The sequence below is a fragment of the Pseudomonas sp. HMSC057H01 genome, assembly GCF_001836405.1.
Taxonomy (GTDB): domain Bacteria; phylum Pseudomonadota; class Gammaproteobacteria; order Pseudomonadales; family Pseudomonadaceae; genus Pseudomonas; species Pseudomonas aeruginosa.
In genome coordinates this window covers 24,304-38,238 of sequence record NZ_KV828511.1, presented here as the reverse complement: position 1 = coordinate 38,238, position 13,935 = coordinate 24,304, and the positions used below count along the sequence as shown (strand labels likewise).

General features: G+C 68.6%; 14 protein-coding genes. 10 read left to right on the top strand and 4 right to left on the bottom strand.

Annotated elements, in window-relative coordinates; all coding sequences use genetic code 11:
* The first annotated feature begins 118 nt into the window (after positions 1-118).
* Genes HMPREF2581_RS23005 through HMPREF2581_RS22970 form a run of 8 tightly spaced genes read left to right on the top strand, consistent with a single transcriptional unit; the run spans position 119 to position 6,184 of the window.
* Positions 119-877: a heme ABC transporter permease gene (locus HMPREF2581_RS23005; protein ID WP_003083135.1), complete on the top strand. Its 759-nt coding sequence runs from the start codon at positions 119-121 to the stop codon at positions 875-877.
* Positions 874-1,050: a heme exporter protein CcmD gene (ccmD, locus tag HMPREF2581_RS23000; protein WP_003083136.1), complete on the top strand. Its 177-nt coding sequence runs from the start codon at positions 874-876 to the stop codon at positions 1,048-1,050. The genes HMPREF2581_RS23005 and ccmD overlap by 4 nt, the downstream gene beginning before the upstream one ends.
* Positions 1,047-1,535 carry a cytochrome c maturation protein CcmE gene (gene ccmE / locus HMPREF2581_RS22995; RefSeq protein ID WP_003083137.1) on the top strand — a complete coding sequence of 163 codons (489 nt, stop codon included), beginning with the start codon at positions 1,047-1,049 and terminating at the stop codon, positions 1,533-1,535. The genes ccmD and ccmE overlap by 4 nt, the downstream gene beginning before the upstream one ends.
* On the top strand, positions 1,536-3,509 hold the full coding sequence (locus HMPREF2581_RS22990) for a heme lyase CcmF/NrfE family subunit (RefSeq protein ID WP_003107324.1): 1,974 nt from the start codon (positions 1,536-1,538) through the stop codon (positions 3,507-3,509).
* Positions 3,510-3,512: 3 nt separating this feature from the next.
* Positions 3,513-4,055: a thiol:disulfide interchange protein DsbE gene (gene dsbE / locus HMPREF2581_RS22985; RefSeq protein ID WP_003083138.1), complete on the top strand. Its 543-nt coding sequence runs from the start codon at positions 3,513-3,515 to the stop codon at positions 4,053-4,055.
* Positions 4,052-4,519 carry a cytochrome c maturation protein CcmH gene (ccmH, locus tag HMPREF2581_RS22980; RefSeq protein WP_003140256.1) on the top strand — a complete coding sequence of 156 codons (468 nt, stop codon included), beginning with the start codon at positions 4,052-4,054 and terminating at the stop codon, positions 4,517-4,519. The genes dsbE and ccmH overlap by 4 nt, the downstream gene beginning before the upstream one ends.
* Positions 4,516-5,739: a c-type cytochrome biogenesis protein CcmI gene (ccmI, locus tag HMPREF2581_RS22975; protein WP_003140253.1), complete on the top strand. Its 1,224-nt coding sequence runs from the start codon at positions 4,516-4,518 to the stop codon at positions 5,737-5,739. The genes ccmH and ccmI overlap by 4 nt, the downstream gene beginning before the upstream one ends.
* A gap of 28 nt (positions 5,740-5,767) precedes the next feature.
* Positions 5,768-6,184, top strand: coding sequence for a hypothetical protein (locus HMPREF2581_RS22970; RefSeq protein WP_003087156.1), 417 nt, complete (start codon positions 5,768-5,770; stop codon positions 6,182-6,184).
* A gap of 3 nt (positions 6,185-6,187) precedes the next feature.
* On the opposite strand, the gene HMPREF2581_RS22965 is transcribed toward HMPREF2581_RS22970, so the two are convergent.
* Positions 6,188-6,994: a helix-turn-helix transcriptional regulator gene (locus HMPREF2581_RS22965; protein ID WP_003083150.1), complete on the bottom strand. Its 807-nt coding sequence runs from the start codon at positions 6,992-6,994 to the stop codon at positions 6,188-6,190.
* 199 nt (positions 6,995-7,193) lie between these two features.
* Here HMPREF2581_RS22965 and HMPREF2581_RS22960 point away from each other — a divergent pair, with 199 nt between their 5' ends.
* Together HMPREF2581_RS22960 and HMPREF2581_RS22955 are read left to right on the top strand one after the other, a co-directional pair.
* Entirely contained in the window at positions 7,194-8,561 is a 1,368-nt protein-coding gene (locus HMPREF2581_RS22960) for an APC family permease (protein WP_003110692.1), read from the top strand.
* Between the two features lie 13 nt (positions 8,562-8,574).
* Positions 8,575-9,675 carry a DmpA family aminopeptidase gene (locus HMPREF2581_RS22955; protein WP_003140251.1) on the top strand — a complete coding sequence of 367 codons (1,101 nt, stop codon included), beginning with the start codon at positions 8,575-8,577 and terminating at the stop codon, positions 9,673-9,675.
* Positions 9,676-9,682: 7 nt separating this feature from the next.
* On the opposite strand, the gene HMPREF2581_RS22950 is transcribed toward HMPREF2581_RS22955, so the two are convergent.
* From HMPREF2581_RS22950 to HMPREF2581_RS22940, 3 genes are read right to left on the bottom strand one after another with little or no spacing between them, the layout of a single operon-like run.
* Positions 9,683-11,098 carry a glycerol kinase gene (locus tag HMPREF2581_RS22950; protein WP_003087165.1) on the bottom strand — a complete coding sequence of 472 codons (1,416 nt, stop codon included), beginning with the start codon at positions 11,096-11,098 and terminating at the stop codon, positions 9,683-9,685.
* A 20-nt stretch (positions 11,099-11,118) separates the two neighbouring features.
* Complete coding sequence (locus HMPREF2581_RS22945) at positions 11,119-12,357, bottom strand: NAD(P)/FAD-dependent oxidoreductase (protein ID WP_003140249.1); 1,239 nt, start codon at positions 12,355-12,357, stop codon at positions 11,119-11,121.
* Positions 12,344-13,753 (bottom strand): NAD(P)/FAD-dependent oxidoreductase, encoded by a 1,410-nt coding sequence (locus tag HMPREF2581_RS22940; protein ID WP_016254146.1) that lies wholly within the window; start codon positions 13,751-13,753, stop codon positions 12,344-12,346. Before HMPREF2581_RS22940 ends, HMPREF2581_RS22945 begins: the two co-directional genes overlap by 14 nt.
* Between the last annotated feature and the right edge of the window lie 182 nt (positions 13,754-13,935).

The following is a 13,935-nucleotide window of genomic DNA, read 5'->3' as shown; positions in this document are numbered from 1 at the left end:
GCCCGCCGAAGGCATCGGCGGGCGTGCGGTACCGGGCGGCTGCGCCGCCCACGCTTGACCCGGGCTGGCAGCGGAAGGCCTGCCCGGTATTTCCAAAGAGCCCTGTAAACAGAGCCTGATGATGAATTGGACATGGTTTCACAAGCTTGGGTCGCCCAAGTGGTTCTACGAGATCAGCGGCCGCTGGCTGCCCTGGTTCGCCGTGGCGGCGGCGCTGCTGATCGTCACCGGCTGCGTCTGGGGGCTGGCCTTCGCGCCGCCGGACTACCAGCAGGGCAATAGCTTCCGCATCATCTATATCCATGTGCCGGCGGCCTTCCTCGCCCAGTCCTGCTACGTCATGCTGGCCGTGGCCGGTGCCGTCGGGCTGATCTGGAAGATGAAGATCGCCGACGTGGCGGTGCAGTGCGCCGCCCCCATCGGCGCCTGGATGACCTTCGTCGCGCTGCTTACCGGGGCCGTCTGGGGCAAGCCGACCTGGGGCGCCTGGTGGGTCTGGGACGCGCGCCTGACGGCGATGCTGATCCTGCTTTTCCTCTATTTCGGCATCATCGCCCTCGGTCAGGCGATCAGTAACCGCGACAGCGCGGCCAAGGCCTGTGCCGTACTGGCCATCGTCGGCGTGGTGAACATCCCGATCATCAAGTACTCGGTGGAGTGGTGGAACACCCTGCACCAGCCGGCCACCTTCACCATCACCGAGAAACCGGCGATGCCGGTGGAGATGTGGTTGCCGTTGCTGATCATGGTCCTCGGCTTCTATTGCTTCTTCGCGGCCATGCTGCTGGTGCGCATGCGCCTGGAAGTGCTCAAGCGCGAGTCCCGCACCGCCTGGGCGAAAGCCGAGGTGAAGGCCCTGGTGGAGAAGGCACGATGAGCTTCGAATCGTTCGGCGACTTCCTCGCCATGGGCCATCACGGCCCCTACGTCTGGTCGGCCTACGGCATCAGCCTGCTGGTGCTGGCGATCAATGTCGCCGAGCCGCTGCTGGCCCGGCGCCGCTACCTGCAAGAAGAGGCGCGTCGTCTGCGCCGGGAGGCCCAGCAGTGAATCCGGTCCGCAAGAAACGTCTGATCATCGTCCTCGCCATCGTGGTGGGCGTCGGCGCCGCGGTGGGCCTGGCGCTATCGGCCCTGCAACAGAACATCAACCTGTTCTACACCCCGACCCAGATCGCCAACGGCGAAGCGCCGACCGACACCCGCATACGCGCCGGCGGCCTGGTGGAAAAGGGTTCTCTGCAACGCAGCGAGGATTCGCTGAATGTGCGTTTCGTGGTCACCGACGGCGCCAAGGAAGTGACCATCGCCTACCATGGCATCCTTCCCGACCTGTTCCGCGAGGGGCAGGGCATCGTCGCCCTCGGCAAGCTGGGCGGCGACGGCGTGCTGGTGGCCGATGAAGTGCTGGCCAAGCACGACGAGAACTACATGCCGCCGGAAGTCACCAAGGCGCTCAAGGACAGCGGCCAACTGAAGCACTACGAGAACGGCAAGGCCGCCGGCGAGACCTCGTACAACCAGGAGGGCAAGTAGATGATCCCCGAACTCGGCCACCTGGCCCTGATCCTCGCCCTTTGCCTGGCCCTGGTGCAGTCGAGCCTGCCGCTGGTCGGCGCCTGGCGCGGCGACCGCCAGTGGATGAGCCTGGCGCGCCCAGCGGCCTGGGGGCAGTTCGCCTTCCTCGCCTTCGCCTTCGGCTGCCTGACCTGGGCCTTCCTGCGCGACGACTTCTCGGTGGCCTACGTGGCCGGCAACTCCAACAGCGCGCTGCCCTGGTACTACAAGTTCAGCGCCGTCTGGGGCGCCCACGAAGGTTCGCTGCTGCTCTGGGCGTTGATCCTCGGCGGCTGGACCTTCGCCGTGTCGATCTTCTCCCGGCAACTGCCGGAGGTCATGCTGGCCCGCGTGCTGGCGGTGATGGGCATGATCAGCACCGGCTTCCTGCTGTTCCTGATCATCACCTCCAACCCGTTCAGCCGCCTGCTGCCGCAGACCCCGATGGACGGCAACGACCTCAACCCGCTGCTGCAGGACGTCGGCCTGATCGTCCACCCGCCGATGCTCTACATGGGGTACGTCGGATTCTCGGTGGCCTTCGCCTTCGCCATCGCCGCACTGCTCGGCGGCCGCCTGGACGCCGCCTGGGCGCGCTGGTCGCGGCCCTGGACCCTGGTGGCCTGGGCCTTCCTCGGTATCGGCATCGTGCTTGGCTCCTGGTGGGCCTACTACGAGCTGGGCTGGGGTGGCTGGTGGTTCTGGGACCCGGTGGAAAACGCCTCCTTCATGCCCTGGCTGGTCGGCACTGCACTGATCCACTCGCTGGCGGTGACCGAGAAGCGCGGCGTGTTCAAGAGCTGGACCGTGCTGCTGGCGATCGCCGCTTTCTCCCTGAGCCTGCTGGGCACCTTCCTGGTCCGCTCCGGCGTGCTCACCTCGGTGCACGCCTTCGCCTCCGACCCGGAGCGCGGGGTGTTCATCCTCGCCTTCCTGCTGCTGGTGGTCGGCGGCTCGCTGACCCTGTTCGCCCTGCGCGCGCCGGTGGTCAAGAGCCAGGTCGGCTTCGCCCTGTGGTCGCGCGAGACCCTGCTGCTGCTGAACAACCTGGTGCTGGTGGTGGCGGCCTCGATGATCCTCCTCGGGACTCTCTACCCGCTGCTGCTCGATGCCCTCAGCGGCGCCAAGCTGTCGGTCGGCCCGCCGTACTTCAACGCCATGTTCCTGCCGCTGATGGCGGCGCTGATGGCGGCCCTGGCGGTCGGCGTGCTGGTGCGCTGGAAGGACACCCCGAGCCGCTGGCTGCTCGGCATGCTGACCCCGGTGCTGGTGGCCAGCGCGGTCCTGGCGGCGGCCGGTTCGATGTACTTCGGCGATTTCAACTGGGCGGTGCTGGCGGTGTTCCTGCTGTCCGCCTGGGTGGTCCTGGCCGGTTTCCGCGACTTCCTCGACAAGACCCGGCACAAGGGCGTGCTGGCCGGCGCCCGCAGCCTGACGCGCAGCTACTGGGGCATGCAACTGGCGCACCTGGGCATCGCCGTGTGCGCCATCGGCATCGTCCTCAGCAGCCAGTACAGCGCCCAGCGTGACCTGCGCATGTCGCCCGGCGACACCGTCGAACTGGGCGGCTACCACTTCCTCTTCGACGGCGCGAAGCACCACGAAGGGCCGAACTACACCTCGGACAAGGGCAGCATCCACGTCAGCCGCGACGGCAAGGAGATCGCCACCCTGCATCCGGAGAAGCGCCTGTACACCGTGCAGAGTTCGATGATGACCGAGGCCGGGATCGATGCCGGCTTTACCCGCGACCTCTACGTGGCGCTCGGCGAGCCGCTGGAGAACGGTGCCTGGGCGGTGCGCGTGCACGTCAAGCCGTTCGTCCGCTGGATCTGGTTCGGTGGCCTGCTGATGGGCCTCGGCGGCGCCCTGGCGGCGCTCGACCGGCGCTACCGGGTGAAGGTGAAAACACGTGTGCGCGAGGCCCTGGGCCTCGCCGGTCAGGGAGCCTGAGTCTTGAAACGAGCGATTCTGCTGCTGCCGCTGGGGATCTTCCTGATCGTCGCGGTGTTCCTCTTCCGCGGCCTCTGGCTGGACCCCAGCGAGCTGCCCTCGGCGCTGATCGGCAAGCCGTTCCCGGCCTTCGACCTGCCCAGCGTGCAGGACCCGGCCCGGCGCCTGACCGAGGCCGACCTCAAGGGCAAGCCGGCGCTGGTCAACGTCTGGGGCACCTGGTGCCCGTCGTGCCGGGTCGAGCACCCGGAACTGACCCGGCTGGCCGAGCAGGGCGTGGTGATCTACGGGATCAACTACAAGGACGACAACGCCGCCGCCATCAAGTGGCTGAACGAGCTGCACAATCCCTACCTGCTGAGCATCAGCGACGCCGACGGCACCCTGGGCCTGGACCTGGGCGTGTACGGCGCGCCGGAAACCTACCTGATCGACAAGCAGGGCATCATCCGCCACAAGATCGTCGGGGTGGTCGACCAGAAAGTCTGGCGCGAGCAACTGGCGCCGCTGTACCAGCAACTGCTGGACGAGCCGGAGGCCCGATGAAGCGTTTCCTCGCCACCGCGCTGCTCGGTATCGCCCTCTGCGGCGTGGCCCGGGCCGCCATCGACACCTACGAGTTCGCCAGCGACGCCGAGCGCGAGCGCTTCCGCAACCTGACCCAGGAACTGCGCTGCCCGAAGTGCCAGAACCAGGACATCGCCGACTCCAACGCACCGATCGCCGCCGACCTGCGCAAGCAGATCTACGGCCAGTTGCAGCAGGGCAAGAGCGACGGCGAGATCGTCGACTACATGGTTGCCCGCTACGGTGACTTCGTTCGCTACAAGCCGCCGGTCAACGAGCGTACCTGGCTGCTCTGGTTCGGTCCGGGCGCCTTGCTGCTGTTCGGCGTGCTGGTGATCGGCGTGATCGTCCTGCGCCGCCGGCGCACCGCCGCCAAGGTGCAAACCACCCTGTCCGCCGAGGAGCAAGCGCGCCTCGCCAACCTGTTGAAGAACGACAAATGATCGATTTCTGGCTCGCTGCCGGCCTGCTGCTGCTGGCGGCCCTGGCATTCCTGCTGATTCCGCTGCTGCGTGGCCGTCGCGCCCAGGCCGAGGAAGACCGTACCGCCCTGAACGTCGCGCTTTATCAGGAGCGGATCGCCGAGCTGGCCGGCCAGCAGGCCGCCGGCACGCTGACCGCCGAGCAACTGGAGAATGGCCGCGCCGAGGCTGCCCGCGAACTGCTCGCCGACACCGAGGGCAGCGGCGAGGAGCGTAGCTCGCGCCTGGGCCGGGCGATCCCGCTGGTCGCGGCGCTGCTGGTGCCGTTGGTCGCGCTCGGCCTGTACCTGCATTGGGGCGCCAGCGACAAGGTCGAGCTGGCCCGCGAATTCGCCCAGGCACCGCACTCCATGGAAGAGATGACCGCGCGCCTGGAGCGCGCGGTACAGGCCCAGCCGGATTCCGCCCAGGGCTGGTACTTCCTCGGTCGCACCTACATGACCCAGGAACGCGGCGCCGATGCGGCGCGGGCCTTCGAACGCTCCGCCGAACTCAGCGGGCGGCAGCCGGAACTGCTCGGCCAGTGGGCGCAGGCACTGTATTTCTCCGGTGGCAAGAAAATGACCGCGCAGATCAAGGCCTTGGCCGACGAGGCGCTGAAGGGCGACCCGGCCGAAGTGACCACCCTTGGCCTGCTCGGCATCGCCGCCTTCGAAGAGCAGCGCTACGCCGACGCCATCGGCTTCTGGGAGCGCCTGGTGTCGGTGTTGCCGAACGAGGACCCGGCACGCTCGGCGATCCAGGGCGGCATCCAGCGCGCCCGCGAGCGCATGACCGAGGCCGGGCAGACCCCGCCGGCGCCGGCCGCGCCCGCTGCCGCCGGGGTGACCCTGACGGTGAAGGTGGATATCAGCGACGCGGTGAAGGGCCAGGTCAAGGCCGACGACAGCGTGTTCGTCTTCGCCCGCGCCGTCGGCGGCCCGCCGATGCCGTTGGCAGTGAAGCGCCTGACCGTCGCCGACCTGCCGGCCGAGGTCAGCCTGAGCGATGCCGACGCCATGATGCCGCAGCTCAAGCTCAGCGGATTCCCGCAGGTCGAGCTGGTCGCGCGGGTATCCCGCGCCGGCAACGCCATCTCCGGCGAATGGATCGGACGCGGCAAACCGTTGTCTACCGCCCAGTCGTCGGCGCAAGCGCTGACCATCGACGGCCCGGACCAGCCCCAGGCGGCCCGGCCATAACGACAACGGGTTGGCGGGAGGTGCGGCGGTGAAGGCGAAGTATCTGGGTCTGGCGATTCTCCTGGGCGGTCTCGGCGGGTGCGTGGTGCATCCGCCGCAGACCAGCGAACCGCCGGCCTCGCTGCCGCCGCAAAGCCAGCCGCAGCCCGGTCCGTCCAGCGCGCCCGGCGCCACCCCGCCGCGCATCACCCCGCAACCGCAGACTCCAGCGCAGCCCAGCCGCTCGCGTCCGCAGTTCGCCCCGCCGCCAGGCGGCAAGGGCGTCTGGGACGGCAGCCTGGGGGTCTATGTGATCCGCGGCGAGCGCGATCTCTACTACCGCCAGCGTACCTACTACCGCTGGGACGGCGGCTGGTTCTGGTCCACCAGCCCGCAGGGTCCCTGGACCGAGACCGACGCCCGCGGCATCCCGCCCGGTCTCAGCCGGCGCTACGCCAATCCATGACCCTTAGGGGTTCTCCGGGTCGTGCCCGAGCGACTGGATGAACAGCGAGAACAGTTCCGGTTGCGAGGAAATGTCCAGCTTGGCGTACAGGTGGCGCCGATGGACCTTGATCGTCTCCGGCGAGATCGCCAGGCGCTCGGCCATGGCCTTCGACGAGTAGCCGCGAAGGATCAGGCGAGCGATCTCCAGTTCCCGTTCCGATAGCACGCTGGCGCCGAAGTGGCTGAGGGCGTCGCGTATCTGCGTGGCCATCTCTTCCTGCGGTGCGGCCGGCAACAGGCGCTGGCTGCGCTGCTGCCAGTGCTGCTGCATCAGCGCCAGGACCCAGCTCGAGAGCAGCCCGAGCATCCCGCATTCCTCGTCGGCGAACATCCTCTGCATGCCCAACGACAGCGACAGCGCGCCCTGGCCGGGTACCTGGAGGATGAACTGCACCTCGTCCTCCAGCACGTTGTCGTGGAAGTAGCTGAGGTAGTACTCGCTCTGCCGGAAATGGTCCGGGGCGATCTCCTCGAGGCGGTACAGGCCGCTGGCCAGGCCTTCCCGGCAAGCCTGGTAGAAGGGGTCGAGCAGGTACAGCCCGTTCAGGTAGGCGAGCATCGAGGCCGGCCCGGCGTGCGGTTCGGCGTCGTATTCCTCCAGGGCCACCGGCACGCCGTTGGCGGGGTAGAAGATCGCCAGGGCGTTGTCGAACGGCAGGTGCTGGCGCAGCAGCAGAATCAATTGCTTCCAGAAGCGGTTGCCGCCGATCTGTTCGATGGCGCGGCCCAGGCTGGCGTGCATGCCGATGTCCCGGAACAGGGTGTGCATCCGTATTCGCTCCACGGTGGGTTTTCGCAGGCTCCGGTTTGCGGCTTTCCATCCGCCGCGTCAAGGGGCGTAACCCCAAAGGGTGATTGGCCCGCCGGTTCCGCGCTCCTAGAGTCGGCGCATAACCAGCGCCCCGGCAAGGGGCCGCCGCGAGTCTCCGTTACTGCCTCAACTTCAATAACAATCAGAGGACAACGACATGAGCTCTTCCCCCGCGCCCGAAAGTGCGCTGAAACCCACCCTGGGCGTGTTCGACGTGGTCGCCATCACCGTTTCCGCGGTCACTCCCGCCAGTTCCGTCTTCGTCATCGCCCCTTTCGCCATCCAGCAGGCCGGCACCGGCGCTTTCTGGGCCTTCGCCCTGGCCGGGGTGCTGGCGCTGATGTTCGCCTGGTGCTATGCCGAGCTGGGCAGGGCGCACAGCACCGCCGGCGGCGAGTATGTCTACGCCAAGCGCGTGTTCGGCGGCTTGGCCGGCTACGCCACCTTCCTCACGGTGCTGGCGATGCTGCTGTTCATCCCGCCGGTGCTCGCCACCGGCGCGGCGACTTACCTGAACGCCGCCCTCGGCACCCACTTCGATGCGCAGACCGTGGCCCTGGCGATCGTTGCCTTCAGCTACCTGCTGGGCATCCTCAACATCCGCGTCAACGCCTGGGTCACGGGTACCTGCCTGCTGCTGGAAGTGGCGGCGCTGCTGGTGATCGTCGGCCTCGGTTTCGGCCATGCACAGCAACCGGCGAGCGTCCTGCTGCAGCCGCAGGTAGTCGGCGACGGCGGGCTGCTGGCGATCGCACCCTGGGCATTGGTGATCGGAGCGGTCGGTACCGCGCTGTTCTCCTACAACGGTTTCGGCGGCGCGGTGCTGCTCGCCGAGGACATGAAGGACGGCGGCCACAGCGTGCATCGCGCGGTGCTCTGGTCGCTGGCGCTGGTGGTGCTGATCGAGATCGTCCCGCTCGCCGCGCTGCTGATCGGCGCGCCGTCGCTTCCGGCGATGCTCGCCAGCCCCGATCCGATCGGCTACCTGTTGAACAGCCATGGCAACGAGACGCTGTCGCGCCTGGTCAGCGCGGGAATCTTCCTCTCGGTGTTCAACGCCATCGTCGCCATCGTCATCCAGAGCGCCCGGGTGATCTTCAGCAGCGGTCGCGACGCGCTCTGGATGCCGGCGTTGAACCGTGCCTTCACCCGTATCCATCCGCGCTGGGAATCGCCCTGGCTGGCCACGCTGTTCCTCGCCATTCCCTCGGCGGCGCTGAGCTTCAGCTCCAACCTGGCCGAACTGACCTCGTTCACCGTGTTGCTGATCGTCATGGTCTACCTGATCGTCGCCCTCTGCGCGTTGTTCAGCCGGGTGCTGCGGCGCGACCGCGAGCATCCCTACCGGATGCCGCTGTGGCCGCTGCCGGCGCTGCTGGCGGTGAGCGGGGCGGGATACCTGCTGCTCAACCTGTTCCTGGCGGCCTCGGCCAGGGACGTGATGATCATTGTCGGACTGCTGGCGGTGTCGGTGATTCTCTACTGCACCTACGGCAAGCTCAGTCCGGCGTTCCAGAAGCTTTGAAACAGGAGTCCGCATGCGCGCTCGACAACTTGGCATCACCCTCGGCCTGGGCACTCCCGGCCCGTTCAACGCGATCACCGACGTTCCCGGCGTGCGCGTCGGCCACAGCACCCTGAACCAGCGGATCGACGGCAGGCAGGTTCGCACCGGCGTCACCCTGGTCCAGCCGCGCGCCGGTGCGGCGCGCCTGCAACCCTGCTTCGCCGGCTGCCATGTGCTCAACGGCAACGGCGACGCCACGGGCCTGGAGTGGATCCGCGAAGCCGGCCTGCTGACCACCCCGATCGCCATCACCAATACCCACAGCGTCGGCGCGGTGCGCGACGCGCTGATCGCCGAGGAGCGCGCCGAACTCGGCGACAGCGGGCTGTACTGGTGCATGCCGGTGGTGATGGAGACCTTCGACGGCCTGCTCAACGATATCTGGGGCCAGCACGTCGGCGCCCGCCAGGTCGGCGAGGCGCTGGCCTGCGCCGAGTCCGGACCGGTCCGCGAAGGTTCGGTGGGCGGCGGCACCGGGATGATCTGCCACGAGTTCAAGGGTGGCATCGGTAGCGCATCGCGGCGGCTGCCGGCGGAGCAGGGCGGCTGGACGGTGGGCGCGCTGGTCCAGGCCAACCACGGCCAGCGTCGCGAGCTGCGGGTCGATGGCTATCCGGTCGGCCGCCGGCTGGGCGACATCCCCTCGCCGTTCAGCGAGGAAGGCACCCCGGGCATGGGCTCCATCGTGGTGATCCTGGCCACCGACGCGCCGCTGCTGCCGCACCAGTGCCAGCGCCTGGCGCAGCGCGCCTCGATCGGCATCGCTCGCACCGGCGGTGGCACCGAGGACTCCAGCGGCGACGTGTTCCTCGCCTTCGCCACCGGCAACCAGGACCTGCCGCCAGCCGACTATGCGCGCAAGGACCTGCCGCAGAGCACGCCGCTGCGGATGCTCAACAACGACCACATCTCGCCGTTGTTCGCCGCGGCGGCGGAGGCGGTGGAAGAAGCCATCGTCAACGTGCTGCTGGCCGGCGAGGACATGCGCACCGAGGACGGCCGGCTGGTGCCCGCGCTGAAGGGGGAGACGCTCCTGACGGCGCTGCGCGAGACCGGCTGGCCGGGACGCTGAAAGCGGCTCAGCGCCAGCCGCGGGTGCGCGCCACCGCTTCGCTGAAACGCACCTGCCAGCGCCGGGCGGTGCCGGCGTCGACCCGCGGCTGGAACTCCGTGCGGGTGTTGCGCGGCTCCGCCAGCTCGTAGCCGAGGCCCCGCGCGGCAAGGGCGGCGCAACCGAAGGCGGTGAGTTCGTCGAAGCGCTGGGTGACGATGCGCCGTTGCAGGCTGTCGGCGAGGAACTGGGCGAAGTAGGGGCTGCGCGCCAGGCCGCCGTCGATGGACAGGCGGTCGGTGACCTTCAGGTAGCCGTCCATCGCCTGGATCACCTCGGCGCTGCGCAGCACCACGCCTTCGAGCAGGGCCTGGCAGAGGTCCTCGCGGCGGGTGCCGGCGTCCATTCCCAGCCACATCGCGCCGGCGCTGCGGTCCCAGTGCGGGCATGCGAGTCCCGACAAGGCCGGGACGAAGGCCAGCCCGCGGTCGATGGCCGGCGGCCGGTCGAAGCCGGCCAGTTCCGAGAAGTCGCTGAACAGGCCAAGACGCCCGGCCCACTCGACTGCGGCGCTGGCATCGTAGACCCCGCCGTCCATGGCGTACACCGGCTTGCCATCGATCTGCCAGGCGATGGTGGCGAGCAGGCCTGTCTCCGGCGAGCGGATGATCCGCTCGCCGCTAAGGGTCAGGGCGAAGGCGCCGGTGCCGAAGGTGATCTTCGCATCACCGGGCTGGCGGCAGCCGTGACCGTAGAGCGAGGCCTGCTGGTCAACCACCGAGGCCGTCAGCGGAGTGTTGCCGATCACCCCGAAATGGCCGACGGTATCGCGGATTTCCGGCAGGCACTCGATCGGCACGCCGAACAGGGCGCACAGTTCGGGGTCCCAGCGGCCCTCGGCGAGGTTCATCAATGCGGTGCGCGAGGCGGTGGTGACGTCGGTGGCGAAGGTTCCGCACAAGCGGTCGAGAAACCAGGCGTCGCTGGTTCCCAGGCGCAGGCGGCCGGCCTCGAGAGCCCGGCGAGCGGCAGGAAGGTGCTCGACGATCCAGCCCAGCTTGCTGGCCGAGAAATAGGCATCGAGCGGCAGGCCGCTGCGTTCCAGGACCAGCGCCTCGGCGCCGCTGGCGCGTAGACGCTCGATGTGCGGGGTGGTGCGGTTGTCCTGCCAGACGATCAGCGGCGACAACGGCTCGCCGCTGCGGGCGTCCCAGGCCATGCAGCTTTCGCCCTGGTTGGCGAGGCCGATGGCGTCGACCCGGCCGCTGGCCTCCAGGCAGCGTTGCAGGTTGGCCAGCAGTTCCAGCGGATCGTGCTCGACCCAACCGGACTGCGGATGGTGTTGCTGGTGACGCAGCGCCAACTGAATATCGGCGCTGCCGTCCTGGCTGGCGACCAGCACGCGGGTACTGGTGGTTCCCTGGTCGAGGGCGGCGATTCGCATGGTCGGTTCTCTTCGCGGGTTCAGTGGCCGGAGGTGAGGAAGGCGACTTCCAGGCGCCGGGTGTCCGGCGGTAGGCGCAGGGCGGCCAGCGGCACCAGCAGGCGGCGTTCCGGCAGGCAGGACAGGGCGCGTTCCCACACCGGGCGACCATCGGCCAGTATCCGCAGGCGTCCGCTGGCGGCCTCGCTTACGCGTAGCTGTAGATGCGCCAGGCCGGGTGTCGGATCGTCCAGCAGCCGCTGCGGCACGCACAGCTTGAGCGGACCGCTGCAATCGATGGCGATACCGGGCGCGGCGACCGGCAGTTCGGCCCGCAGGTCGGCGGCCAGCAGGCCGGCGATCCTTCGTCCCTCGCGGAACGACCAGCCGGCGGTCTCGATCGGCCGGAGCAGGTTGCCGGCGGCGAAATAGGCGGGGTCGGAGCAGCGGCCGAACTGATCGATGCGCGGGCCGCCGCTGGCCGGGTCCAGTTCCAGGTGGCTGAGGCGGACCAGGCTCGATTCGGGAACGAAGCGTCCGCTGAGGAGGATGCCGTCGCAGGCGATCCGTTCGACCCGCCCGTCGCCCAGGCGTACCCGCGCCGCCTCGACCCGGCCGCGACCTTCGATCTCCAGCAGCTCGCTGGAGAAGTGCATCGGCACTCCGCACAGCCTGGGAAACAACGATAGCGGCCAACGCGCGGTGGCCCGTGCGTTGCGTTCGAGCATGGCCACCGGGCGGATGCCGGCACGCCGGCAGCTCATCACGGCGGACAGGCTGACCAGCTCGGTGCCGACGATCAGCGGCCGTTCGAACGGCTTCAGGCCTTGCAGATAGAGATAGGCTTGCAGCGCGCCGGTATTGATCACGCCCAGTGGCCGGTCGCCGCCCAGCAGGCGCGCCGAGCGCGGCGTCTCGCGTGCGCCGGTGGCCAGCAGCACGCGTGTCGCGCGCAGACTGCGCGGGCCTTCGGGGGTGGCCAGTTGCAGCAGACCGGCGGCGGCGAGAGCGACCACGCTATGGCGCAGGCGGATATCCACCCCGGCCCGTTCAGCCTGTTCGACGTTACGCAGCGCGTAGGCCGGGCCGGTCAACAGGCGGCCGTGCTCGCGCAGGCCGAACGGCGGATGCGCGCAATGCCGGGGTATACCGCCGGCCTCGCCGTCGCGCTCCAGCACGCAGACCCGGGCGACGCCCTGGCGGCGTAGTTCGATGGCGGCCGCCAATCCGGCGGGACCGCTGCCGACGATGGCGACGTCGACCTGTTCAGTGATGCTCATGGCAACTCCCGGTGGCGAGGGGCTGGGCGAGGCGGCCGGCGCTCAGCTCGGCGACCCGCGCGTTGCAGTAGAAACCCTGGCAGCGTCCCATGCAGGCGCGGGTGCGACGCTTCAGGCCGCCGAAGTCGCCGGCTGGCAGCGGGCCTTCCAGGGCGGCGAGGATTTCCCGGCGGGTGACCATCTCGCAGTGGCAGACGATCTCGTCGTAGCCGGGACGCTGCCAGTCGCGCGGCAGGTGTTCGGCGAGGTTCGGTACCTGCGGCCAGAGCGGCTCGCGAACCGCTTCGTGGAAGCGCCCACCCTGGTAGAGACGATAGACGTGGCGTGCGATGCCCAGCGCCGCGGTGAGACCGGTGGAACGGATGCCGCCGACACTGATCCAGTTGCGTCCGTCGACCTGGCGGATGCGGTATTCCTTCTTTTCGCTGGCTGGCCGCAACCCGGCGTAGGTGGCGGTGACCGGCATGCCGCGCAGGCCGGGGATCCGCTCGACGGCGGCGTCGATCAGTCGCTGCAGGGTGTCGCTGTCGACCCGTGCCTGTTCGCGGTCGTCCTGTTCCTCGGCGGTGGGGCCGGCGAGCAGGTTGCCGAAGACAGTACGGGTGAATACCACGCCTTTGGTCCGCTCGTTGGGTACCGGCAGCAGGATGTGCCGCAGCAGCGCCGCGGCGGCCTTGTCGAAGACCACGAACTGGCCCTTGCGCGGATGGATGGCGAAGCTCGCCGCGCCGAGCAGGCGCTGTTCCAGTTGGTCACCGAAGAGTCCGGCGCAGTTGATTACCTGGCGCGCGCGCAGATCGCCGCGGCGGGTATGCAACAGCCATTCGCCGCCGTCGAAGGCGCCGTCCAGCACCTCGACGTCGAAACAGGCCTCGGCGCCATGGGCCTGCGCCTGTTGCAGATAGGCGAGCGGCGCGGACCAGGGGTCGATCAGATGCTCACCGGGGACCCGCACCGCACCGAGCACATTGCCGGCCAACTGCGGCTCCAGCGCCAGGACCTCGTCGCGACCGATCTGGCGGACGTCATCGACACCGTTGCCGTGGGCCTGCTCGACGATGGCCGGCAGGCGCGCCAGATCCTCGTCGCTCCATGCCGCCACCAGGGCGCCGGTTTCCAGCAGCGGCAGGTTGAGGCGCGCATGGATGTCGCGGTATTCGCGATAGCCCTCCTGCATGCAGGCCAGTTCGATGCTGCCGGGCGGCGCGTCGAAACCGGTATGGAGGATCGCGCTGTTGCCCTTGCTGGCACCGGAGAGGATGTCGGTGCTTTTTTCCAGCAGGACCACCCGCGCACCTTCCAGGGCGAAGCGGCGGGCCATGGCGCAACCCACCACGCCAGCGCCGATCACTGCAACGTCGAAGATCGCGGTCTTTGTCGCAAGCGGCTCAGTCATCGTTTCTGCCTGTTTCTTTTGGTATCAGTTTGCTTTTTGACCGTAACACTGATTTTTCACACAGAATTTTATGTGAAATCTGTTGTTTTAATGTGGCAACTGAAAGAGAAACAGTCAATCGATTAATCGACGAGCAGCCACCGGCACAGCCCCGGCCTGTCTCCGGGGCTGCCCGCGAGGGG